The sequence below is a fragment of the Erwinia sorbitola genome, from assembly GCF_009738185.1.
GTDB lineage: Bacteria > Pseudomonadota > Gammaproteobacteria > Enterobacterales > Enterobacteriaceae > Erwinia > Erwinia sorbitola.
The window spans coordinates 3,976,874-3,998,178 of the sequence record NZ_CP046509.1; the positions used below are offsets into that span (position 1 = coordinate 3,976,874).

Sequence of the window (21,305 nt, forward strand, 5' to 3'; positions counted from 1 at the left end):
ATAAGGCAGATAACAGGGGGGAATAGCGGGAGGGAGCGGGGTAAACAGGCTGAAAAAAACTCAGGTATCCTCTCATCTGAACAGAGAGGATACCTGTTATCGGTCACCTGCGTGAGGCATATGCATCTTGTACAGAGCACGCCTCAGGCAATGGCACTAAAGTTTTTTACGTCCGGTAAACAGACTGATAAGAAAGATCACGATACCGACAACAAAGACGATTTTTGCTGCCCATGCCGCTGTACCTGCCAAACCACCGAAACCTAACGCTGCTGCAATCAGCGCGATGATCAGAAAAATAATACCCCATCGAAACATGTGTCTCTCCTTACCAGTAGTGAAATCGAACTTACCCGTGACACTTCGCGCTGCCGGAGGCTGACGGGCATACCGCCTGCCCGCAACCCGAACTGTTTTGGGTATTTTTTTATCATTCACATCACCTGCATCGCAGGGGTGAATGTTTTTTCTTTGTCGCTGAAATAACGGGCAGCCCCTGACTCTCGGGCTGCCGTGTTATTACGATTTAACGGTCAAATCGTTTTTAACGCTTTTCACGCCTTCAATGGCTTTAGCAATGCCTTCAGCTCGTTCAGACTGCGCCTGAGTTTTTACCGTACCGGACAGCTGTACCACGCCATTGGTGGTTTCCACTTTCACATTACGTGAAGGTACGATGTCATCAGCTAACAGTTTAGCTTTAATTTCGCTGGTGGTTGCCGTATCACCGGCATAGCCACTAACTGACGATTTTGTGCTGTCTTTTACGTGTAGTTTGTCGCTAACGGATTTTACGCCTTCCACTTTCTTCGCGGCGGCTACGGCCAGTTCAGCCTGATCCTGGGAGGTAACGAAACCGTTCAGTGTTACCACACCATTGTGTGTTTCCACGGAGATATCGGTGCTTTTAATAGCATCGTTATCAACCAGCGCAGCTTTTACCTTAGCGGTAACGCCGCTGTCATCCATGTAACCACCGACTTTTTTCATGGAGCTATCGATCTTAGAACCCGCGCTATCGGCGGAGGACTGTGCTTTGTTCATCATGGTGTCTTCTGCCATAGCAGAACCACTTACCAGCGCAGAACCTACCATTACCGCCATCAGAGTTTTTGCAATCTTAGTCTTCATCATCGATTCGTTCCTTTTGTCTTATACCACTCACAACGGTGAGCTTTTCAGCCACAAACGACGTGACTGTAGTTGTTGGCAATATCGTGCTTTTGCCCTTGAACGTTGCAGCCATCTCGCCGCATATTTTTCGTCCTGTAGAAATTAATATAGTCGGTAATCAGGAATTCACCGGGGATGGTGGTTGATTTGATGGATAAACCAGCGATTACGAGAGGTTTTAGGAGGAGTCTGTAAGAGATGAGGGAAATGTGAGTGAGAACGGGACGGCCCGGACAGGCCATCCCGCTATTGCGCAGATTAATGCTCGCGGGTTTTACGGAACACCACGTCAGGATAACGCTCCTGGGTGATATTCAGATTGACCATGGTCGGCGCGATGTAAGTCAGGTTGTTGCCGCCATCCAGTGCCAGGTTAACCTCATTTTTACGTTGGAATTCATCGAACTTCTTCGCATCACTGCACTCCACCCAGCGGGCGGTAGAGACGTTGATAGCTTCGTAGATAGCTTCCACGTTGTATTCACTTTTAAGACGCGCAACCACCACGTCGAACTGCAACACGCCCACTGCGCCAACAATCAAATCGTTGTTGATAAGCGGACGGAAGACCTGCACAGCGCCCTCTTCTGAGAGCTGCACCAGACCTTTGAGCAGCTGTTTCTGTTTCAGCGGATCGCGCAGACGGATACGACGGAACAGTTCCGGGGCGAAGTTCGGAATACCGGTGAACTTCATATTCTCGCCCTGGGTAAAGGTGTCACCAATCTGGATGGTGCCGTGGTTATGCAGGCCGATAATATCGCCCGGATAAGCCTCTTCAACGTGTGAACGGTCACCGGCCATAAAGGTCAGCGCATCGGCAATCACCACATCTTTACCGGTACGCACCTGGCGCAGCTTCATGCCTTTTTCATATTTGCCGGACACCACGCGCATAAAAGCAACGCGGTCACGGTGTTTCGGATCCATATTCGCCTGGATCTTAAATACGAAACCGGAAAATTTCTCGTCAGAGGCGGTAACAGTACGCACGTCAGTGTCGCGCGGCATCGGTGATGGTGCCCACTCAACGAGGCCATCCAGCATATGATCAACGCCAAAGTTACCCAGCGCAGTACCAAAGAACACCGGGCTTAACTTGCCCTTCAGGAACTCTTCACGGTCGAACTCGTGGGATGCGCCCTGCACCAGCTCCAGTTCGTCACGCAGCTGTGCTGCCAGCTCTTCACCAATCGCCGCGTCCAGTTCCGGATTATCCAGCCCTTTAACGATGCGTACTTCCTGAATGGTATGGCCCTTACCGGTCTGATAGAGGTAAGTTTCATTTTTATACAGGTGGTAAACGCCCTTAAACATCTTGCCGCAGCCAATCGGCCAGGTGATCGGCGCACAGGCAATTTTCAGCTCGCTTTCCACTTCGTCCATCACTTCCATCGGGTCGCGGATGTCACGGTCGAGTTTGTTCATAAACGTCAGGATCGGCGTATCGCGCAGACGGGTAACTTCCATCAGTTTACGGGTACGATCCTCAACGCCTTTCGCGGCGTCAATCACCATCAGGCAGCAGTCGACCGCCGTCAGAGTACGATAGGTATCCTCAGAGAAGTCTTCGTGTCCGGGGGTGTCCAGCAGGTTCACCAGGCTGCCACGGTAAGGGAACTGCATCACCGAGGTGGTAATGGAGATCCCACGCTGTTTTTCCATCTCCATCCAGTCAGATTTCGCATGCTGGTTAGAGCCACGGCCTTTTACCGTACCGGCGGTCTGAATAGCGTGTCCGAACAGCAACACCTTTTCAGTGATGGTGGTTTTACCGGCATCCGGGTGAGAAATGATGGCAAAAGTGCGGCGGCGCGCCACCTCTTGCATAAAGGGTGCATTTGACATGGAGCTTCTTCTGGTTTGGCGCTGTGCCTGCGCACGACAGAATGCGTGCTACGGTTTTCACAGCCGATTAATCAATAATGGCCGGCATTTTCGCCTATCCCGGCGTCAGACACAATGACTGGCCGCCGCTTATTCAGCCAAAAAAGCGGATGCCTGCTCACGGACGTCTGTTAAGGCCGTTGCAATGCGGCGCGATCGGCCTCGCACTCTGCCCGACAGCAGCACCCCTCAAGATGATCGTTCACCAGCCCCAGCGCCTGCATCAGCGCATAGCAGGTAACCGGGCCGACCCACGTCCAGCCGCGTTTTTTTAGCGCTTTCGACATCGCTATCGCTTCCGGCGAAGTGCTCTGCGTCTGCCAGAATTGCAGGTCAACCCGCAGCGGCCGGTTATCTGCCGTTGGTTCAAACTGCCAGAACCAGGCGGCCAGCGACCCGGCTTCCGTTACCAGCGCCTGGGCGCAGCGGGCATTGTTAATGGCTGAAAGGATCTTGGCGCGATTTCTGACGATACTTTTATCCACCATCAGTCGTGCCACATCCTGCTCGCTATAGGCAGCCACCCTGTCGAAATCGAAACCGTCGAAGGCGCGACGAAAATTTTCGCGCTTGTTATAAATCAGGTGCCAGGACATGCCGGAGTGAAAACTTTCCAGGCAGACTTTTTCAAACAGCAGACGATCGCTGACCACCGGCCTGCCCCACTCACTATCGTGATAGTCCGGCATGTTGGCCTGCCAGGCGCAACAGATACGCCCATCATCGGTGATGCGCAGGCCCGCCTGCTGGAGTTCTGCTTCGTCAGTTGCCGCCATTTTTTTCTCTCCCTGTGATAAACAGTGCTCTTTGAGGATAAACCTGCGGCTCCCGGCAATGCTATACATGAACGCTGTTTACCTGCATTTTAAACCACTACCACACCCATTTACCGTGAAAAGGGCCATGACTGCTATGAGTAATAACGACTATCAGCCAGCGAAAGTCTGGAGCGAGAATAAAGGCCTCGGAGGTACCTGGGGCAGCATTAACCGTCCAACGGCTGGCGCACGTTTCGAGGCCGACCTGCCGGTGGGAAAACACCCGTTGCAGCTCTATTCACTGGGAACACCGAACGGGCAGAAGGTGACCATTCTGCTGGAGGAGCTGCTGGCGCTGAATGTACAAGGTGCGGAGTATGACGCGCATCTGATCCGCATCGGTGAAAGCGAACAGTTCTCTTCCGGCTTTGTGGCGCTAAACCCGAATTCAAAAATCCCGGCGCTGCTGGATACCACCACCATCCCGGGCATCCGCGTGTTTGAGTCCGGAGCTATCCTGCTCTATCTGGCAGAAAAGTTTGGTCACTTCTTGCCAAAAGATCTGGCTGGTCGCACCGAAACGCTGAACTGGCTGTTCTGGCTACAGGGCGCAGCACCTTACCTCGGCGGCGGCTTCGGGCATTTCTATCACTATGCACCGGTCAAAATTGAATACGCCATCGATCGCTTTACCATGGAAGCCAAACGCCAGCTCGACCTGCTGGATAAACAGCTGGCAGAGCATCGCTATATTGCCGGGGATGAGTACAGCATTGCGGATATCGCCATCTGGCCTTGGTACGGCGCGCTGGTACAGGGATTGATGTATGACGCGGCAGAGTTTATTGATGCTGCCTCGTATAAAAATCTGCTGCGCTGGGCCGATGAGGTGGCGCAGCGTCCGGCGGTGAAACGGGGTCGCATCGTTAACCGCACCTGGGGTGCACCGGAAGAGCAGCTGGCCGAACGTCACGACGCGTCAGACTTCGACAAACTCGGCCTGTAACAGGCAGGGGCGACCGGATAACAGGCCGCCCCACTCTACTCTGCCCGCCGGTTAGAGGCCGAGCTTATCCTGTAATTCCTTCAGCGACGTCACCTGCCAGGTCGGGTGGATCCCTTCCGGCTGTGCGCGTCCGTCGGCATTCAACCAGCAGGTTGCCATGCCCGCGTTGATACCGCCAAGAATATCCGAATCAGGGTTATCACCCACCATCAGCACACGCTCACGCGGCGGATTACCCATCTGGTTTAACGCATAATTGAAGATTGCCGGATGTGGTTTGGCATAACCCACCTGTTCAGAGATCACCAGCAGATCGAAAACGCCGAGAAAACCGGTACGTTCAAGACGAGCCTGTTGCAGCGCGGTAAAACCGTTGGTGATAATACCCACTTTCACCCGGCCTTTTAGCGCATTCAGCAGTTCGGCGGCCCCGGCCAGCGGCGTACAGATCTCTGCCATCGCATTCAAAAAGCCTTTATTCAGCTCATGAGGTGTCGCATCCAGCTTCGCAGCCCAGCTCTCAAAACGCTGATGCTGTAACTGTAAGGCACTGATCGCCCCGTTCTGATAGTCCACCCACAGCGGCTTATTGATTGCCTGATAATCATCGTAATCGGCACGACTGAACTGCACATCATAGTGCTGGAACAGACGCTGCAAACCGGCAAACGCATCGAAGTGGAATAGCGTGTCGTCTGCATCAAAGAGGATCCAGTCCCAGTCTTGTAGCATCGGTAATGTTCCTGGTTAAATTGTCAGAGCCATCATGATCGCGTCTTCTTTACCCTCTTTCGTTGGGTAATAATTGCGGCGAATCGAGACTTCATTGAAATCCAGCTGCTCATACAGCGCAATAGCCGCGCTGTTCGAAGCGCGCACTTCCAGCCACAGCGTTAGCACGCCGCGCTGTTCCAGTTCGCTAATCAAATGCTGTAACAGCTGCCGTCCCAGGCCACGGCGTTGAAATGCCGGATCGACCGCAAGGTTGAACAGCGTGGCCTCGTCCAGCACCACCTGAGTGATGGCAAACGCGGCCAGCACGCCGTCAACCTCCAGGCGGAAGTTCAGGTAACGTTCACCCTGATTACTGGCAAAGGTTTTTTCTGTCCAGGGAAAAGCGTGGCTGCGCTGCTCAATGGCAAACGCCCGTTCAAGGTCGTGCGTTGTGAGTAAAGAAATCTGATTCATGTTGGCAAATTTGCAGCCAGAGCGCCCGTTTGGCGTCGGCATTGTGATAAAGCTCCGCCAGCAAGGGCGAGGCAAGTTGGGTTCCGGCCAATGGCACCGGGGCATCAAGTCCTAAACGCCAGCTATTGCAGCTGGCATCATCCGGCAACATCGCCAGCTGATCGGGAGTGAATAGCTGTACCTGCGGTTCACGCAGATTCAGGGCGCGCAGCACATCCATCACTAACGGATCGTGCAGTGCAGGCAGCGTTTCCGCCACAATCACCAGGCGGGTGTCTGCGGGCAGAGTCACCGCAATTTCCCCTTGCAGCGCGCGTGGACGCCGCAGCGTATATTGCGTAATGCCCATTTGCTGTAATAACCAGTCACGTCTGGAAGACATCTTTATATTTTCCTGTCTGGTCGCCTGATTGCGCCGCCATGCTAGCAAATTCGTTGAAACTGCGCCAACAAACCACAGTATTAAGCCGGATAATACACGCAGCCAACACCGTTGCAGTTTCAAGTATGCCAGCCCATATACCCCAAAAATTGGAGTTGCAACAAGGCGGCAAGGGGATGAGTCCCCGGGAGCTTACTCCGGTAAGTGACCGGGGTGAATACGCGCAGCCAGCACAGTTGCAGCTTCAAGTATGCCAGGCCTGTACCCAAATAATTGGAGTTGCAACAAGGCGGCAAGGGGATGAGTCCCCGGGAGCTTACTCCGGTAAGTGACCGGGGTGAATACGCGCAGCCAACACAGTTGCAGCTTCAAGTATGCAGGGTATAATCGCCGCTCTGATTTATAAGGAGCCATCGATGTCCGCATTTACCCCGGCCAGTGAAGTGATACTGCGCCATAGTGATGAGTTTACTGAACGCCGCGTGCTTTTTGCTGGTGACCTGCAGGATGACCTGCCCGCCCAGCTGGAAACCGCGCTGAGCCGGGTACATACCCAGCAATACCATCACTGGCAGATCCTCAGCCGTGCCCTTGGGGAGAGCGCCCATTATGGCCTGGTTGCCACCGCTGAGGTGGTCGCCGACTGCGATACCCTGGTCTATTACTGGCCAAAGAACAAGCCGGAAGCACAGTTCCAGCTGCAGAATTTGCTGTCACTGCTGCCCGTTGGCAGCGATATTTTCGTTATCGGTGAAAACCGTAGCGGCGTGCGCAGTGCGGAGCAGATGCTGGAAGGTTGGGCTTCGGTCACCAAGATCGACAGCGCCCGCCGCTGTGGTCTTTATCATGGTCGCCTGGATAAACAGCCTGCCTTTGATGTTGACACTTTCTGGGATGAATACCCGCTGGGCGATTTGACCATCAAAACGCTGCCGGGCGTATTCAGTCGCGATGCGCTGGATATCGGCAGCCAGCTGCTGCTCTCCACCCTTAAGCCACACACTAAAGGCAAAGTGCTGGATATGGGCTGTGGTGCGGGTGTGATTGCGGCGCTGCTTGCCAGCCACTCACCAAAAGTGCGCCTGACGCTGACCGATGTGAACGCTGCCGCTATCGAAGCCAGTAAAGCCACTCTGGCGGCGAACCAGCTGGAAGGCGAAGTATTCGCCAGTAATGTCTACTCCGACATTCCGGGCCGCTTCGATATGATCCTCTCCAACCCACCGTTCCATGACGGAGTGCAGACCAGCCTGGATGCTGCGCATACGCTGATCCGTGGGGCGATCACTCACCTTAACACCGGCGGTGAACTGAGGATTGTGGCGAATGCCTTCCTGCCTTACCCGCAGGTGCTGGATGAGACCTTCGGCAGCCATGAAGTGCTGTTGCAGAACGGGCGTTTCAAAGTGTACCGCGCAGTGAAAGGGCGTATGCCGAAGAAATAATCGCCCGGGGCAGCGATACAGGGGTCAGGCACGCCTGACCCGCCTTATACGTCTCTCCTTGCTCCCGCCGTAGGGGTCAGGTACGTCTGCCCCGTCTTATACGCCTCTCCCTGCTTCTACCGTAGGGGTCAGGCACGCCTGACCCGCCTTATACGCCTCTCCCTGCTCCCGCCGTAGGGGTCAGGCACGCCTGACCCGCCGTTGTTTTTCCAGGCGGTTGTTTCAACAATAAGAAATAACTGTTGACGTACCTGGTAAAATCTCTAGAATGCGCCTCCGTGGTTGCGATATAACTTTGTTATGTTGCGGGTATGCGAAGGTGGCGGAATTGGTAGACGCGCTAGCTTCAGGTGTTAGTGTCTTAACGGACGTGAGGGTTCAAGTCCCTCTCTTCGCACCAAAAACCACGTTGTTCATATTACGCAGCATCTGCGCGAAGGTGGCGGAATTGGTAGACGCGCTAGCTTCAGGTGTTAGTGTCTTAACGGACGTGAGGGTTCAAGTCCCTCTCTTCGCACCAAATGCGGTGATATGAATAGATAGTTCAACAGGACGCGAAGGTGGCGGAATTGGTAGACGCGCTAGCTTCAGGTGTTAGTGTCTTAACGGACGTGAGGGTTCAAGTCCCTCTCTTCGCACCATGTTGAATACCTCTGAAGTTGAATACCTCTGAAATTCCTTCCAAGATATCTCCTCATTTTTCAAAACATTCAATCAGTAAAAAATAATACCCCTGATTTAATATGCTCCCTGCTCTGCTATTTTCTTGCTGCTAACACTACAGCTTATAGCGTTGAATAATTTACAGATATCGCCGCAATACCGCCCGCCAGCGCAATGCAGGAAGGCAGCAGCATATAGTGGCGCAGCCGCTTATGAAACAGCATCACCACCGTCGCCAGAAACGCCACCACCATTAGCACACGCCACTCGCTGAATGACAATTCCATCAACGTTACCAGCGGCATCAGTGCGCAGGGCACCAGCACCCCCCAGCCACTATCCAGTGTTTTTCCTGTCATCTGGTTAACCCCACACAATCTCAAATGATAATGATTACCAATAGCATATGATAGTTCTTATCACTTTGCAGCAAGATTGTTGAAACTTTATCCCTGCGGATGACAGCCCTAGGTTTAAGTGGTAAATTGGCAGCGATCACTATTCAGAAAAATCTAATAATAACGGCTCTACACTATTCCAATTACGAGATATCGGCCACGTCCGTGTGCCATCACTTTGATATTTCAGGGCAGTCACGAGTAACTATAATGAAATTACAAAGCTACGATGAATTGCTTCACAGCAAGCATCGGCTATCGCTGATGCTATTTCTTTTTTTAAACACAGCTACTGCCGTCTTTTGCATGTTTAATGTTAATAGCCTTGCCGTATCAATGGTCACTGCCCCCACGGCAATCATCATAATATTGAGCATAATGTTACTAATATGGATGGTTTTAAAACCTTTAGGTAAATTTCCACTATTAAATATTGCCGCGCTACTGACCGGATTACTTTGGGCCTGGCAAATCGTGTTGAAGTATCACCAGAGCTTTTATTTCGATGATAGCTATCTGCTGGTTGCTCTGGTCAGCGTATTCTTTATCAGTGCTATTGCGCTGGGCGATCACCTGCTCGCCTTCTGCCTGCACACGGCGCCCGCTTCCGCAACGGTGCTGATGCTCGATCACGGCCAGAATACGCTGGTGATCCTGTTTACCATTTTCCTGCCGCTGTTTGGTTTTACCCTGCATCATCTGATGCAGCGTCGGCGCGATAACTTTACCCAGCGCCTTGTCAGCCAGCTGTACGAAGAGAAAGAGACCTACAGCGACCTGAGTATGCTCGACCCGCTCACCGGGCTGTATAACCGCCGGGGGCTGAAAAACCGTCTTGAAAATATTCTTGATAACCATGCAGGCAGCCACTTTGTTCTGCTGCTGGATATTGACCATTTCAAAGCTTATAACGACAACTACGGCCATGCGATGGGTGACCAGGCGCTGGCCCGCGTCTCGGTGGCTATCCGCGATGCGGTGCGCTCACGCGATATTGTCACCCGTTACGGCGGCGAGGAGTTTCTGGTGTTATTGACTAACGTTAATGAGTCGATAGCCATGAAGCTGGCAGAGCGTATTCGTCAATACGTACTGGATCTGGAAATTCCCCATCGCTTTAATGACCGGGTCGCGACTCATGTCACCATTAGTGCCGGAATCGCCCCACTGATTGAAGATGATTTTGACAATGCGCTGGCGAATGCCGATCGTGCATTATATCTGGCAAAGAATCAGGGCCGTAATACCATTCTCTCACATCATGATATGGTAAAAAGACCTCTCAACCAGCGTGCCGATGTACTATAAAAAATGAAGTTGGCCTATTTTCGGGCCAACTCATTTTAAAAACTTAACCTTTTTTTTAATACAAATGACCGCCAGGCCGCATGAAATTAAGATATTATCGCGAATTAAGTTATTAACTGATTAATGGCCGTGTTTATTTCTATGGCTGACCGGAAATTTTCACCCCACGCGTTTCTCGTCCAAAGGCAACAATCAGGCAGATTAAAACGGCCACCGTACCAGCGACTATCGCCATTGCCAGCCCATAGTTATTGCCATGAGCCACGGCAATTTTTGATTGCAGCGTGGCATTAACCGAGGCCACCAGATTCCCCAGCTGATAGACAAAACCTGGCAGCACAGCGCGCGCGTTGGCCGGTACCAGTTCGGTCAGCCAGCCCGGCACTACGCCCCAGGCCCCCTGCACCATAAACTGCATCAGAAATGCGCCAATCCCCACCATCCAGGATCCACTGGCAAACGCCCATAGCGGCAGCACCGGTAATGCCAGGAAAGCAGCAATCATAATCGCCTTCTTACGGCCTATCTTTTCCGACAGCGCCCCAAAGATAACCCCGCCAAGAATCGCCGCAATATTGTAGAAGATGGCAATAATACTGATGGTGTGTGGCTCAAAACCATGCTGAATTTTCAGATAAGTTGGATAGAGATCCTGGGTTCCATGGCTGAAAAAGTTAAAGCAGGCCATTAACAACACCAGATAGAGGCAGAGCTTCCAGTGACTTTTAAGCACTGGCAATAGCGCCACGCTCTCTTTGCGCTGACGCGCCGCCAGCCAGACGGGTGATTCCGGCACCTTAAAATAGATAAACGGCAGCAGCAGCACTGGCAGAGCGCCAATCAGAAACATTCCGCGCCAGCCCACCAGACTGTAGGACAGGCCAAAAACTATCGAAGCCAGCAGATATCCACACGGGTAGCCCGCCTGAAATATCCCGGACATCAGGCCGCGTGAGCGATCGGGAATTGTTTCCATCGCCAGAGACGACGCCACGCCCCATACGCCGCCCATCGCCACGCCGTAAATTACGCGGAAGATAAGAAACCACAGCAGTGAAGGTGACCAGGCAGAAAGCAGCTCAAAGACGGTGAAGGCAACGATATTGAGCATCAGGATCGGGCGGCGGCCAAACTTTTCCGCGAGGCGACCAAACAGCAGCGCCCCTATCGGCCGCACCGCCAGCGTCAGCATAATTGCCAGCGACACATCGGTGATGCTGACGTGGAAATTTTCCGCAATATCGCTGAGTACAAACACCAGAATAAAGAAGTCAAATGCGTCCAGCATCCAGCTGCCAAAACTGGCGAACGCCACATTACGTTGAGTGGAAGTCCAGTTAAACATAGGGAGGGAGTCCTGTCTTAGAGACAAACAAAAAATGTTAACCATTTGTTTATAGCATGTAAGACAGCGGTCGATTATGGCGCTTTTGTCAGGCTTGGCAGCAGACTGTAAAGAGAGATGTCATTTTGTTACCAGGCTAATGATTAGACTGGTAACTTTCAGTTCACTGGCTACAGATCGCGGGTCAGCATCGCCTGCAATCCCACCTGCTGGCCGTGTGAAAGCTCAAGAGTATTGCCATCCGGATCGGCAAAAAACGCCCAGTATCCTACCGGCGCGGGCGAGGCAACCGGGGCTTTACGCAGCACTCCTTCCTGCTCCGCCAGCGCCACTTTCTGGTCAATCTCTTCACGGGTGGCGCAGGCAACACCGAGATGGCCGAACGGGCCAAGGGGAGTATCCCTTCTGACCGCCGTCTGCACCAGCACCAGCGCGAATGGCCGCGTGAGGTCGGAGAGCCAGGCAACGGCTTGCGCTTCGGGCACCCCCGGCTGGCGCTGATGCACTACCTGCATCCCGGCATAGCGTTGATAGAAATCGATACTCTTCTGGAGATCCTGCACTTCAAACGCCACATGGGTGAACCCCACATCAATCGCAGACATCGCCCGCTCCTTATTCAGTTAGCAGAGCGCTTATCATGGCGTGTCTGGCAGGTATCAGGTGATCGTCAGTGCGGGCGGGAAGAGCGAAGAGCACGGGAAGCGCAATTTCTGTTCAGGGAGTGACCAGCAAAGGTCGATCAGGCGATAGCAACCCGACTGGCACCGCTGCGGAGATTTTCAGCGGTGCGCGCCATAAGTTGTTAAGCGATGAGCAGTACCTGCTTACCCGGCTGAGACCCGGCGCGTCATTGCCTGCCAGCCACCATCCTGCGGCAGATATTTATTGCCGTAAGTGAGATTGGCGACAGGTTTCAACACCCACTGCCCCGCCGCATCTTTAACCAGCTCATCAGCCGAGGCGCGGCAGCGATACATTTTCAGATCGACCACCTGGCTCAACTGATAATAGTGGCCTTTTTCCGGAACAAAGCTGACGATATTCATGCAGTGGTTCTTACCGCGCGCGTAGCTGTGATAAACCGTGGTTTTTCGGCCCGCATATACCGGCGTTTCGAAATAATCGCTGCTGTAGGCGGCTTCTTTCCCGCTCACCTTCGGCATCCCCCGATCCTGGGTATTTCGCAGCACCCATTCACTTTTACGGATCAACCCCCCGCGCAGTTTACCGTTCTCCATCTGATAGAGTGCGCTGCTCTCGGTGCTGCCCATGATCCGCAGCCCGGCAACCTCAGCGTCTGCCGGAGGCGGGGTAAAAAACTCCTGCTGTGGCAGCAGGCTACAGCCACTGAGCAGCAGCCCCGCCAGCGGAAGTATCCGTTGATAATGCATCGACTGCCTCCGCGATGTCAGGTCCAAATCTCCTGGCCCTCAGGGGTGATCCACACCAGCCCGGCGGGCGCTTTCGCCAGGAACCAGAAGCCGGTTTCATCAAGATCGTCCAGCTCATCGTCAGAGCCGGGCTGCGGCCATGCTGCGGCCAGCTGCTCTAGCTGCTGCTCAACCGTGCCGCTCAGGTAAACGCCATCACAGGCCAGCCGCGCTGCTCCCGTTGTCAGCAGCTGCTGCAACAGGCCAAAGAACAGCTCTTTTCTCAGGGCGCTGTTGTCGGGAATGCTGCGGCACTCAACCTCGATATGCTGCCAGACAGCGCCGAGCGACAGGCCCCGGGCGCTGGCCAGCACGCTGTTGTATATGCTCTCTCTGTTCACTGGAATTTCATCTCCACTTTTTTCCCTTTATTTATGGACGGGGTAATCACGTCAATCGTCCATTTGGCCCCGGTCTGCCCGGTCGAGTTAGAGAAGTCCCGCAGGGTCATGGTACTGCCTGCATTGGCTCCGCTGGTCACCTTGACAGAGTAAAGGGTGCCTTTACCGGGAATAGTCTTCGCCGCAGGCAGCACTTCAGCGCCGGAAATCTGCTGGAAGTATGTTTTCACTTCAGCTTCAGAGGCACCTTTAAATACCGGCGCACCGATACTGGTATTGGGATCGGCCATTAACGTTTTTCCGTTCATCGACAGTGTGAAATCTTTCGGCGTAAGCGAGGCGTTATTATACATAGCCGCCAGATCATTGATCTTATTTTGCGCCTGCTGCTGATACACCATACCGGTGGTTTTTGTGCTGAGATCAGTCGCATTTTTATTGTTCTGCGCAATACGCTCCAGCGCTGCGGCCTCTTCCATAATATTCGCAGTACTGCCGCTGTTAACGGTTTTTCCCGATGCGGCAGGGGCTTTCATGGTGCCCGGCATATAGGCGCTGGCCAGTGAAACGGTAATCGCGTGCAGCTGCATCACCGTATCGTAACGGTCGGCGATCTCATCCCAGCTTTTACCAGAATCCCTGGCGATAGCAGTAATCGCGCGGTCACGCGTGACGCTCCCGGCATCCACCCCGGACATAATCGCGCTGGCGTTAGCGGCATCCTGCGGATACAGCTCGCTGTAAAGCAACCGCACGCTCACGCTCTTCCCGTAGCTGTCGAGCGCCTGCTGCGCCTTGCTTACCAGCGCGGTGCAGGCTGCGCCGCCTTTATTACCGTTGGTGCAGACGTCCTTGATCGCCTGGTCGCGGGCTTTATCCACCTTGCGCGTGGCGCTCAGTTCGCTGGCCTCGGCGGCGCTCAATGTGCCCAGGCGCTCTTTGCGCTCCAGCACTGCCTTACGCTCCGCTTCTCCGGCGCTGAGGTAGTTATGCTCCATCGCATTCTTACCGGCGTTATAGCCTTCTGCCGCCCCCTGGCTGTCGCCGCTGGCGACGGCACCTGCCAGGCTGGAGGCAATCAGCGCGAGGTTCTTGATGGTACTTTTCTGCTGATCGTTAAGATCGCTGGTCGCCACGTCCGGATAGAGCGCGTTATGGATGGTTCGGATCGCCAGCTCACCACCGCCAGCGCCTGCCGCGCCCGCAGCTGCATTCTGCCCGCTCATCTCTGCCACCACGCCGCCGAGGATCGCATGAGCAAAGGCGTTAGTGGCGATCTCTTCCGCCGTTGGATTTTTTGGATCTGACAGCGTCAGGTCTTTGATCACCCCGGCCATATAAGGCGCAGAGGCCTGGGCCAGTGCTTTACTGGCATCGCCCCCCGCCAGCGCAGTAATCGCCGTTGCGGCGGCGTTCGCGGCCATTTTGATGCTGCCGTCATCCTTGTAGTCTTTCATCATATCCTGGTAGATATCGCTGCCTTTTACCCGCTCCCAGTAGGCTGCGCGATCTTGTTTCGTGGCGTCCGCGCCCGGCGCTTCACCCGCTTCTTTAATGCCAGCTTCCAGCGCCCAGTATTCGCGTTCAGCAATGGCTGCGCTGACGGTCTGGCTCGCCACCTGACCAATCAGCTGGACGGTTTGCAGGCGCTTCTGCTCTTTAGCCTTATCAAAAATCGGGCTGAGTGTTTGGTTGGCATGTTCAACGTCGCGACTCAGAGTGCTGACATCCTGCTGCTGTGCATCGCTGTTGCGTACAATCAGCGTTCCGTCAGAAACTGCCGAATACGTGGTGCTCTCACCGCTGCCGCTGGAGCGCGACGCTGACATCGATGTCGGTGCCAGGTTATCGCCAAGCTGCTGAGTCACCGTGCGTTTCTCTGTCTGTTTGTCTGCCGGTAGCGACGAGTTATCCTCATCTTTCAGCGAGACAGAGCTGGTCATCCCCAGACTGACACCTGAGGTATCATAATCGGCCTGATTCTGAATATCAGTGAAGCCAAGCGTCCCGGTATCAAGACGGTTTTTTGCCGTTTCAGCGGTACTGCCAATCACTGCGCCGTTAAGCTGCGTGTGGTTACCCACGGTCACATCGTAGCCGCTATCCCCGGCGAAGAGACCGCTCTGCTCCTGCACGCTGTCGTAGTTGCTGTTGATCTTGTCATTGCTGATCGACAGGCTGCCGCTGGCGGTCATCGAGCCAAATGTGAAGCTCAGACCGCCGCTGATATTCTGATCTTTCGATTTATAGTTGTTGCTGTCCTGCTCGCTGGTAATCGTCAGGTCACGCCCGACGTCAGCCACAATGCGATCGGCGCTGACCTGTGCACCGGTGAGCGTCGTATCACGGCCGCTCAACAGCGTAACTTTGTTACCCGCATCCAGCGTGGTTTCGTTATGGGTCAGACCATCGCCATTTTCGCTGCCTTTGCCTTTATTACCATTGGCAAAGATACTGATCCCCCAGCCACCGGAACCCACGCCAATACTGGCCCCGACCGCGCCGCCGCCGCTGCTTTTACTGCTGCTGGAGAGCTGGGTATTTTCTGCTGACAGCAGGCTGATATCGCGGGAAGCCGACAGCAGCATCTCATTTCCGGCCTGTAGCTGGCTGCCCTGCACCAGGATATCCCCATCCTGCATCGATCCATCGCTGCCGGTAGCGAAGATATTCAGATCCCGCGCCGCCTGAATAGCGCTGCCCGCTGACGTCATCTGGTCGCTCTGGCTTTCGCTCTGCGCTTTCTGCATTCCCAGCGACAGGCTGATACCAACAAAGCTGGTATTGGTGGGATCCTGCACCGCCCCGCGTACCGCCTGCGCTGCCTGATAGCCGTCCAGCCCCGCCTTAACCTGTTGCAGGCGTGCCACGCGATCGTCCTGCTTATCGGTTTCCATCTCAGAGATGGTTTTTGCAGTACTCAGCGCCGAGCCCACCGCCCCGGAGAGAGCCAGCGTCAGACCGCTGGAGCGCGATTCGGTGGTGCTGTGTTTGCTGGCGCGATTCTCTGCGGATCCAATCTCAACGTTTTTCCCCATCAGATTGATATCGTTACCGGCGATCACATCCGATCCGCTGATCTTCAGGTCGTTACCGGCAATCAAGGTGGTATCGCCGCTCACCGATCCCAGCTGGCTGCCCTTCGCCGTCTGTCCGGTAGTTTCATCGGTAGATTTATTAAACGTTGACCCCACGGTAAAGCCAATTCCGCCGCTGCTCATCAGGCCGGACTTGGTTTTCTGCGTCATCGCCCAGCCGTCGCGGCTCTCCTGCGCACTATCCACCGTCAGGTTGTTGCCCGCTTTGGCGGTAAGTGAGTCATCGGCCGCTACGTTACTGCCGTTAATGCCCAGATCGTGTCCGGCTGACAGCGTAATATCCTGCCCGCCGAGGTTACTCCCTGCGACGTTCTGCTGATTAAATCCGGCACGAGTGGTGGTGGTGTTGCTGGACATAAAGCCAGAGCCTTTCACCTTCGATGCCATATCCAGCGACGACTGCTCACCCGCGGTGCCGATAGTCATATCGTTCCCGGCGGTGAGGCTCAGGCTATTGGTGGCATTGAGCGTGGCCGCCGCTGCCGTCAGATTATTCGCCGCCTGAAGTGCCACATCGCCTGCGCCTGTAATTTCACTGCCAACGGCGGTGGTTGAACTCTGGCTCAGGTGATTGTCTTTATTCCATACCACGCTGTCGCTGCTGCCGGCATGCACCGCCGTGAGGTTAATATCGCGCCCGGCCACCACGGTGGTCTGGCTGTTCTCACCCGCGTTAACCACTTTGGCACCCTGCACATTAACGTCGCGCGCAGCCTGGAGAGCCAGCTTGCCGTTATCCTGCTGTACATACATACCCGCCACGCGAGATACCGTGTCACGGCTAAAGCTGTTGCTGCCGTTGCGGCTTTCCGTATGAGTGGTTTGTGATACCAGGTTAAGATCGCGCCCAGCGCTTGCCACCAGCGAGTTCTGCGCCTGAATCAGTCCGCCGTTATTGGTCAGGTCATTATTCGCCAGCAGCTGTACGCTGCCGCCGCTGATAATACCGCCGACGTTGGTGATGGTATCGCCGCTAATACTCAGCAGCTGGCTGGCATTGACCCGGCCCGAGTTGAGCATATTGCCGCTGACGCCGATGGCAATATTGCGCCCGGCCAGCAACGCCCCGCTGCCGTCGATATCGCCCTGTTTAACCTGCGCATAGACCTGCGGCACCAGTACACTCTGACGGCTGCCGTCAGCCAGCGTGACATCACGCGCCACCAGCCACACCATGTCGCTGGTGATATTGGCCATCTGGCTGGCGGTCAGCGCTACGCCCGGCACCAGGTTAAAGGTTTTACCGAACGCTACCCCGGCTTCCATCAGTGCTTTATATTGATCTTCATCGCTCTGATATCCGGCCAGATAGCGATCGCCGGTCAGCTCCACCAGCTGCTCACGCACCAGACGCTGCTCGTAGAAGCCATCGCCGAGGCGTTTCTGCGTGATATCCGGATCGGACTGCAACTGCGACAGCATAAAGTCAGAACTGAGCCAGGTTTTCTGGTTGGTATAACGCGGATCGGTTTCGATCAGATAGCTGCTGGAGGCGGAAGGCAGCTGGTTAAACAGGCTGTTCTCCGGCAGGGTGGTATCCGGTACCTGTGAGCGGATCACCGTGGAGTCGGTGCCGCCCGCAATCTCGATACGCTGGCCGCCAGGCAGCGAAGCCAGATCGCCGCTGTTCAGCAGGCCGAGGCTGTAGCCATTAAGGGCCGGGGCGCTGCTGTCTGTGCGGGTGTTACCCGTTGCCACGCTCGGTGACAGGGCAATAGACTGGATCTCATCCGGTGGTGTGTACGGTGAAGCATCATGCTTCTGTTTATCGTGGCCTTTCTTATGGATGCGATCCCACTCGATCACCTGTCCCACTTTCTGGATCAGCAGGGTGCCTGCCTGCTCAACGTTTTTCAGGTTAGCATTGCTGACCAGCAGGTCGCTCCCGGCAATAATGCGGCTCTTATCGTTGAGGGTGCTGTCTGCATTGATCGACAGATTACCGCCCGCAATAATCTGCGCCGGATCGCTTTCGGTGATCTGCTCCTGCCAGGTGCTCTGGGTGTAGGCATACTGGTAGTAGTGATCCTGTTTACATATGACGCCGCTGATGCAGATATGCTGCACTTCGTCGTGATAGAAGCTGATGTCATAGTCGCTGGTGCCGTAATGGACGCCGTTATTCAGCCCCACCACCATATATTCATCTTTCTGCTCATCGGAGATGTGCACCATCCCGGTAGCAAAGTGGTCGTTGATATTGTTCAGCGTGGCGGTATTGATCAGCATATTCCCGGCGGATTCAATCGTCGCGCTATGGTTATTCAGGGTAGTGGCGCGGCCGCTGGCGGCGAAATCCTCATCGAGCTGGCCGCCAATCGACATATCACCGCCGCTGTAGATCAGGCTGTGCGCGCTGTTGTTCAGGGTACCAACGCCGAGATCAAGGCGCTGACGGGCAGCAATAGTGGCAGCGCTCTCACCCTCCATCAGGTTATTCAGCTCGCCCGCCTGAATCGCCAGATGGTCGCCATAAATACGCCCGGTGCCGATATTATTTAGCGTGCCTGCACGAAGTACGGTTTCTACGCCGTCAATCACACCGCGGTTGTTCAGCTCACGGGCCACATCCACATGCGTAATCTGCCCGCTGATATCGCCGCTCTGCTGGTTGTTCAGGTCGGCCGCCGTCACTGCCAGCTGCTGGCCCGCGCTAAGTTGCCCCGTATTTTCCAGCGCCCCCTGAACCGCAAGGTCAAGGTTGCCATTGGCAAGGGTGCTGCCAGCGTTACTGAAGTCACCGTTGACCGCCAGCTGCATATCGCCCAGCGAAAGAAGCTGCCCGTTGCCGCTGACTGATTGCAGGTCGCCATGAAGGTTTTTCCCGGTAATCACCTTACCGCCCTCATTATTCAGCCCCCCTGCGCTCAGGGTTGCCGATTCAACAGCGGCGATGCCGCCATTCTGGTTATTGAGCGCCAGTCCGCCACTATCGAGCGTCAGCTGCTGGCCGACCATTGTGCCGCCCACGTTATTGATGCCAGTGCTGCGCACCTGCACGTCGCCCGCCGATTCCAGCCGCCCGCCGTTATTGTCCAGCTGCGCGCTGGTCAGGGAGAGATCGCCCGCGAGCGCGGAGATCATGCCGCGATCGTTATTCAGCGATCCGGCAGAGTTGACCGTCACCGCCGATCCCGCGCTGCGGCTGTCGCTCAGGTCGATCTCTGCGGCCTGCATTTCAAGTTTCCCGGCCGCCAGATTCTGCCCGTGGCTGGCGATTTTCCGCTGGCCGGAGAGCGTCAGGTTACCGCTTTTTCCTACGCTGCCATCGGCGCTGATCCCACCGCCAAAGACTGAATTTTTGCTGCTGTTAAGATCAGCGGCGCTGGCATGGGTATCACGCCCGGCGGCAATCAGGCCGTCGTTGTTCAGCTCCCCGCTGACGCTGGCAGTCAGATCGCGAGCAGCATACAGGGTACCGCTGCTGTTGCTTAACTGGCCGCTGGTCGCCACCAGATCGCCACTGAGCGCGGAGATCTTACCGCGATCGTTATTCAGAGTGCCGTTGGTAGTCAGCGCCACATCGGCACCGCTGCTCTGGCTGTCGCTGAGGTCAATCTCTGTGCCCTGAATCGCCAGTTTTCCCGCTGCCATGTTCTGGCCGTGGCTGGCCAGCTTGCCGCTGCTGGTCAGGGTTAAATCGCCTTCTGTGCCCAGGCTGCCATCACTTTTCACTCCGGCACCGAAGACAGATTTTTTGCTGCTGTCGATCGCGCCCGCACTTACGCGGGTATGGCGCGAGGCAACTACCATGCCGTCATTATTAAGCTGGTCGCTGACAGTGGCCTGCACATCGCGCCGGGCATACAGCGTGCCGCTGTTGGTGAGTGCGCTACCACTGAGCTGAATATCGTCGCTGGCGTTGATTTTCCCGCTGTTTTCAATATGCCCGTCCGCGCTGATAGTGACGCTGCCCGCCTGTGCACCCAGCGTTCCGGCATTACGTACCCCAACGCCCTTTTCAGTCCCGATTAGCTGAATTTTCCCGGCATACATCCCGCCCAGCTGCGCCACATCCAGCGCCAGCACCGGCTTCGCATCGTTATCACCGGCGCTATTTTTGCTGATGTTTTTTCCATCGGCGCTGACGCGGTTTTTCCCGGTGGTCACTTTGAGATCGTTCGCCCAGATGCCGCTGTTCACTTGCACGGTATGCGCAATCAGGTCGGTATAGTCCTGACGGCTGCTGTCCATCCCGGCACCCTGCACCACAATCTGACCGCCGTTTACCTGATACCCCGTCAGCTGTCCGTTCTGGATAATGGCTTTACCGGTGGTCAGCGAGGCGCGGTTGGCGTTAATAAAGCCGCAGCCATCGCAGGTAATCCCGGCAGGGTTAGCGATCACCACCTGGGCTCTTTTTCCCGCCACTTCGATATAGCCATTCAGCTTGCTGGGATCGCGCGAGTTCACCTCGTTGAGGATCACTTTTGCTTCACCGCGCGCCAGATAAGGGTTGCCGGACACCCAGCCCCCCTGCTGCGTCCGTACATCGCGGTGGGAGTTATTCAGGATCACGCCTTTTTTATCAACGTCGAACTGGCTGTAGTTATTACGCGACACGCCGCCCGCACTCGGTGCCTGAATATTGACCTGCGGCGTTCCGTTGGCGGTCTTTCCGACCATCGGCTGCTGACCGGACGGCGCTTTGCCGTCTGCGACAATTCCCGCCGCCTGCGCCTGTGGCATCAGTGCCACCATGCCCAGCGCGCCGAGGGTAAAGAAGGCCAGCGGCGTCAGCTGACCAATCAACTGGCTGAGTGTGTGCCCTTCGCCGCTCACCGCCGGGCCTTTACCATGACCACGGCCATTTTCAGCAACCACCATCAACAGGCCGCGCGCCTTGTTGAAAATTACGCGATAAAGATTCTTATTCACCT

At 55.2% G+C, this 21,305-nt stretch carries 16 protein-coding genes and 3 tRNA genes; 6 read left to right on the forward strand and 13 right to left on the reverse strand.

The genetic code is table 11. The annotated features are described in order from the left end of the window. Positions 1 to 156: 156 nt before the first annotated feature. From GN242_RS18085 to GN242_RS18100, 4 genes are all read right to left on the reverse strand, one after another. Positions 157 to 318, reverse strand: coding sequence for a DUF1328 domain-containing protein (locus tag GN242_RS18085; RefSeq protein WP_154752903.1), 162 nt, complete (start codon positions 316 to 318; stop codon positions 157 to 159). 201 nt (positions 319 to 519) lie between these two features. Further along, positions 520 to 1,134 carry a molecular chaperone OsmY gene (osmY, locus tag GN242_RS18090; protein ID WP_154752757.1) on the reverse strand — a complete coding sequence of 205 codons (615 nt, stop codon included), beginning with the start codon at positions 1,132 to 1,134 and terminating at the stop codon, positions 520 to 522. 297 nt (positions 1,135 to 1,431) lie between these two features. Further along, positions 1,432 to 3,021, reverse strand: coding sequence for a peptide chain release factor 3 (gene prfC, locus GN242_RS18095; protein ID WP_154752758.1), 1,590 nt, complete (start codon positions 3,019 to 3,021; stop codon positions 1,432 to 1,434). Between the two features lie 170 nt (positions 3,022 to 3,191). Further along, positions 3,192 to 3,836 carry a DNA-3-methyladenine glycosylase I gene (locus tag GN242_RS18100; RefSeq protein WP_154752759.1) on the reverse strand — a complete coding sequence of 215 codons (645 nt, stop codon included), beginning with the start codon at positions 3,834 to 3,836 and terminating at the stop codon, positions 3,192 to 3,194. A 136-nt stretch (positions 3,837 to 3,972) separates the two neighbouring features. On the opposite strand from GN242_RS18100, the gene yghU reads away from it, so the two are divergent. Further along, positions 3,973 to 4,824, forward strand: a complete 852-nt coding sequence (gene yghU, locus GN242_RS18105; protein WP_156287958.1) for a glutathione-dependent disulfide-bond oxidoreductase — start codon at positions 3,973 to 3,975, stop codon at positions 4,822 to 4,824. Between the two features lie 51 nt (positions 4,825 to 4,875). On the opposite strand, the gene yjjG is transcribed toward yghU, so the two are convergent. Genes yjjG through GN242_RS18120 form a run of 3 tightly spaced genes read right to left on the reverse strand, consistent with a single transcriptional unit; the run spans position 4,876 to position 6,394 of the window. After that, the gene (yjjG, locus tag GN242_RS18110; protein ID WP_154752761.1) at positions 4,876 to 5,556 is read right to left on the reverse strand and encodes a pyrimidine 5'-nucleotidase; all 681 of its coding nucleotides are present in this window, start codon (positions 5,554 to 5,556) and stop codon (positions 4,876 to 4,878) included. A 15-nt stretch (positions 5,557 to 5,571) separates the two neighbouring features. Then, positions 5,572 to 6,012 (reverse strand): ribosomal protein S18-alanine N-acetyltransferase, encoded by a 441-nt coding sequence (gene rimI / locus GN242_RS18115; RefSeq protein WP_154752762.1) that lies wholly within the window; start codon positions 6,010 to 6,012, stop codon positions 5,572 to 5,574. Continuing rightward, on the reverse strand, positions 5,975 to 6,394 hold the full coding sequence (locus GN242_RS18120; RefSeq protein WP_154752763.1) for a DNA polymerase III subunit psi: 420 nt from the start codon (positions 6,392 to 6,394) through the stop codon (positions 5,975 to 5,977). Before GN242_RS18120 ends, rimI begins: the two co-directional genes overlap by 38 nt. 416 nt (positions 6,395 to 6,810) lie before the next feature. On the opposite strand from GN242_RS18120, the gene rsmC reads away from it, so the two are divergent. The 4 genes from rsmC (at position 6,811) to GN242_RS18140 (ending at position 8,480) form a co-directional block, all read left to right on the forward strand. Next, on the forward strand, positions 6,811 to 7,839 hold the full coding sequence (gene rsmC / locus GN242_RS18125; protein WP_156287959.1) for a 16S rRNA (guanine(1207)-N(2))-methyltransferase RsmC: 1,029 nt from the start codon (positions 6,811 to 6,813) through the stop codon (positions 7,837 to 7,839). A 313-nt stretch (positions 7,840 to 8,152) separates the two neighbouring features. Beyond that, positions 8,153 to 8,239: transfer RNA gene (locus tag GN242_RS18130), tRNA-Leu, on the forward strand. Between the two features lie 33 nt (positions 8,240 to 8,272). Next, positions 8,273 to 8,359: transfer RNA gene (locus GN242_RS18135), tRNA-Leu, on the forward strand. A gap of 34 nt (positions 8,360 to 8,393) precedes the next feature. Then, positions 8,394 to 8,480, forward strand: a tRNA-Leu gene (locus GN242_RS18140). A 144-nt stretch (positions 8,481 to 8,624) separates the two neighbouring features. On the opposite strand, the gene GN242_RS18145 is transcribed toward GN242_RS18140, so the two are convergent. Beyond that, positions 8,625 to 8,861: a DUF1435 domain-containing protein gene (locus tag GN242_RS18145; protein WP_154752765.1), complete on the reverse strand. Its 237-nt coding sequence runs from the start codon at positions 8,859 to 8,861 to the stop codon at positions 8,625 to 8,627. Between the two features lie 249 nt (positions 8,862 to 9,110). Here GN242_RS18145 and GN242_RS18150 point away from each other — a divergent pair, with 249 nt between their 5' ends. Continuing rightward, entirely contained in the window at positions 9,111 to 10,208 is a 1,098-nt protein-coding gene (locus GN242_RS18150; RefSeq protein WP_154752766.1) for a GGDEF domain-containing protein, read from the forward strand. Positions 10,209 to 10,347: 139 nt separating this feature from the next. Here the strand turns inward: GN242_RS18150 and GN242_RS18155 are convergent, their stop codons facing one another. The 5 genes from GN242_RS18155 to GN242_RS18175 all read right to left on the reverse strand — a co-directional run bounded on the left by GN242_RS18155 (position 10,348) and on the right by GN242_RS18175 (position 21,303). Further along, positions 10,348 to 11,553 (reverse strand): MFS transporter, encoded by a 1,206-nt coding sequence (locus tag GN242_RS18155; protein ID WP_156287960.1) that lies wholly within the window; start codon positions 11,551 to 11,553, stop codon positions 10,348 to 10,350. A gap of 170 nt (positions 11,554 to 11,723) precedes the next feature. After that, positions 11,724 to 12,158, reverse strand: coding sequence for a VOC family protein (locus GN242_RS18160; protein WP_156287961.1), 435 nt, complete (start codon positions 12,156 to 12,158; stop codon positions 11,724 to 11,726). A 222-nt stretch (positions 12,159 to 12,380) separates the two neighbouring features. Then, positions 12,381 to 12,947 (reverse strand): hypothetical protein, encoded by a 567-nt coding sequence (locus GN242_RS18165; RefSeq protein WP_154752769.1) that lies wholly within the window; start codon positions 12,945 to 12,947, stop codon positions 12,381 to 12,383. Positions 12,948 to 12,964: 17 nt separating this feature from the next. Further along, on the reverse strand, positions 12,965 to 13,327 hold the full coding sequence (locus GN242_RS18170) for a DUF596 domain-containing protein (protein ID WP_156287962.1): 363 nt from the start codon (positions 13,325 to 13,327) through the stop codon (positions 12,965 to 12,967). Continuing rightward, on the reverse strand, positions 13,324 to 21,303 hold the full coding sequence (locus tag GN242_RS18175; protein WP_156287963.1) for a two-partner secretion domain-containing protein: 7,980 nt from the start codon (positions 21,301 to 21,303) through the stop codon (positions 13,324 to 13,326). The genes GN242_RS18170 and GN242_RS18175 overlap by 4 nt, the downstream gene beginning before the upstream one ends. Positions 21,304 to 21,305: the final 2 nt, after the last annotated feature.

Coding starts and splice junctions, on each gene's coding strand:
- GN242_RS18085 (WP_154752903.1), bottom strand. CDS start 318: ATGTTTCGATGGGGTATTATTTTTCTGATCATCGCGCTGATTGCAGCA.
- osmY (WP_154752757.1), bottom strand. CDS start 1,134: ATGATGAAGACTAAGATTGCAAAAACTCTGATGGCGGTAATGGTAGGT.
- prfC (WP_154752758.1), bottom strand. CDS start 3,021: ATGTCAAATGCACCCTTTATGCAAGAGGTGGCGCGCCGCCGCACTTTT.
- GN242_RS18100 (WP_154752759.1), bottom strand. CDS start 3,836: ATGGCGGCAACTGACGAAGCAGAACTCCAGCAGGCGGGCCTGCGCATC.
- yghU (WP_156287958.1), top strand. CDS start 3,973: ATGAGTAATAACGACTATCAGCCAGCGAAAGTCTGGAGCGAGAATAAA.
- yjjG (WP_154752761.1), bottom strand. CDS start 5,556: ATGCTACAAGACTGGGACTGGATCCTCTTTGATGCAGACGACACGCTA.
- rimI (WP_154752762.1), bottom strand. CDS start 6,012: ATGAATCAGATTTCTTTACTCACAACGCACGACCTTGAACGGGCGTTT.
- GN242_RS18120 (WP_154752763.1), bottom strand. CDS start 6,394: ATGTCTTCCAGACGTGACTGGTTATTACAGCAAATGGGCATTACGCAA.
- rsmC (WP_156287959.1), top strand. CDS start 6,811: ATGTCCGCATTTACCCCGGCCAGTGAAGTGATACTGCGCCATAGTGAT.
- GN242_RS18145 (WP_154752765.1), bottom strand. CDS start 8,861: ATGACAGGAAAAACACTGGATAGTGGCTGGGGGGTGCTGGTGCCCTGC.
- GN242_RS18150 (WP_154752766.1), top strand. CDS start 9,111: ATGAAATTACAAAGCTACGATGAATTGCTTCACAGCAAGCATCGGCTA.
- GN242_RS18155 (WP_156287960.1), bottom strand. CDS start 11,553: ATGTTTAACTGGACTTCCACTCAACGTAATGTGGCGTTCGCCAGTTTT.
- GN242_RS18160 (WP_156287961.1), bottom strand. CDS start 12,158: ATGTCTGCGATTGATGTGGGGTTCACCCATGTGGCGTTTGAAGTGCAG.
- GN242_RS18165 (WP_154752769.1), bottom strand. CDS start 12,947: ATGCATTATCAACGGATACTTCCGCTGGCGGGGCTGCTGCTCAGTGGC.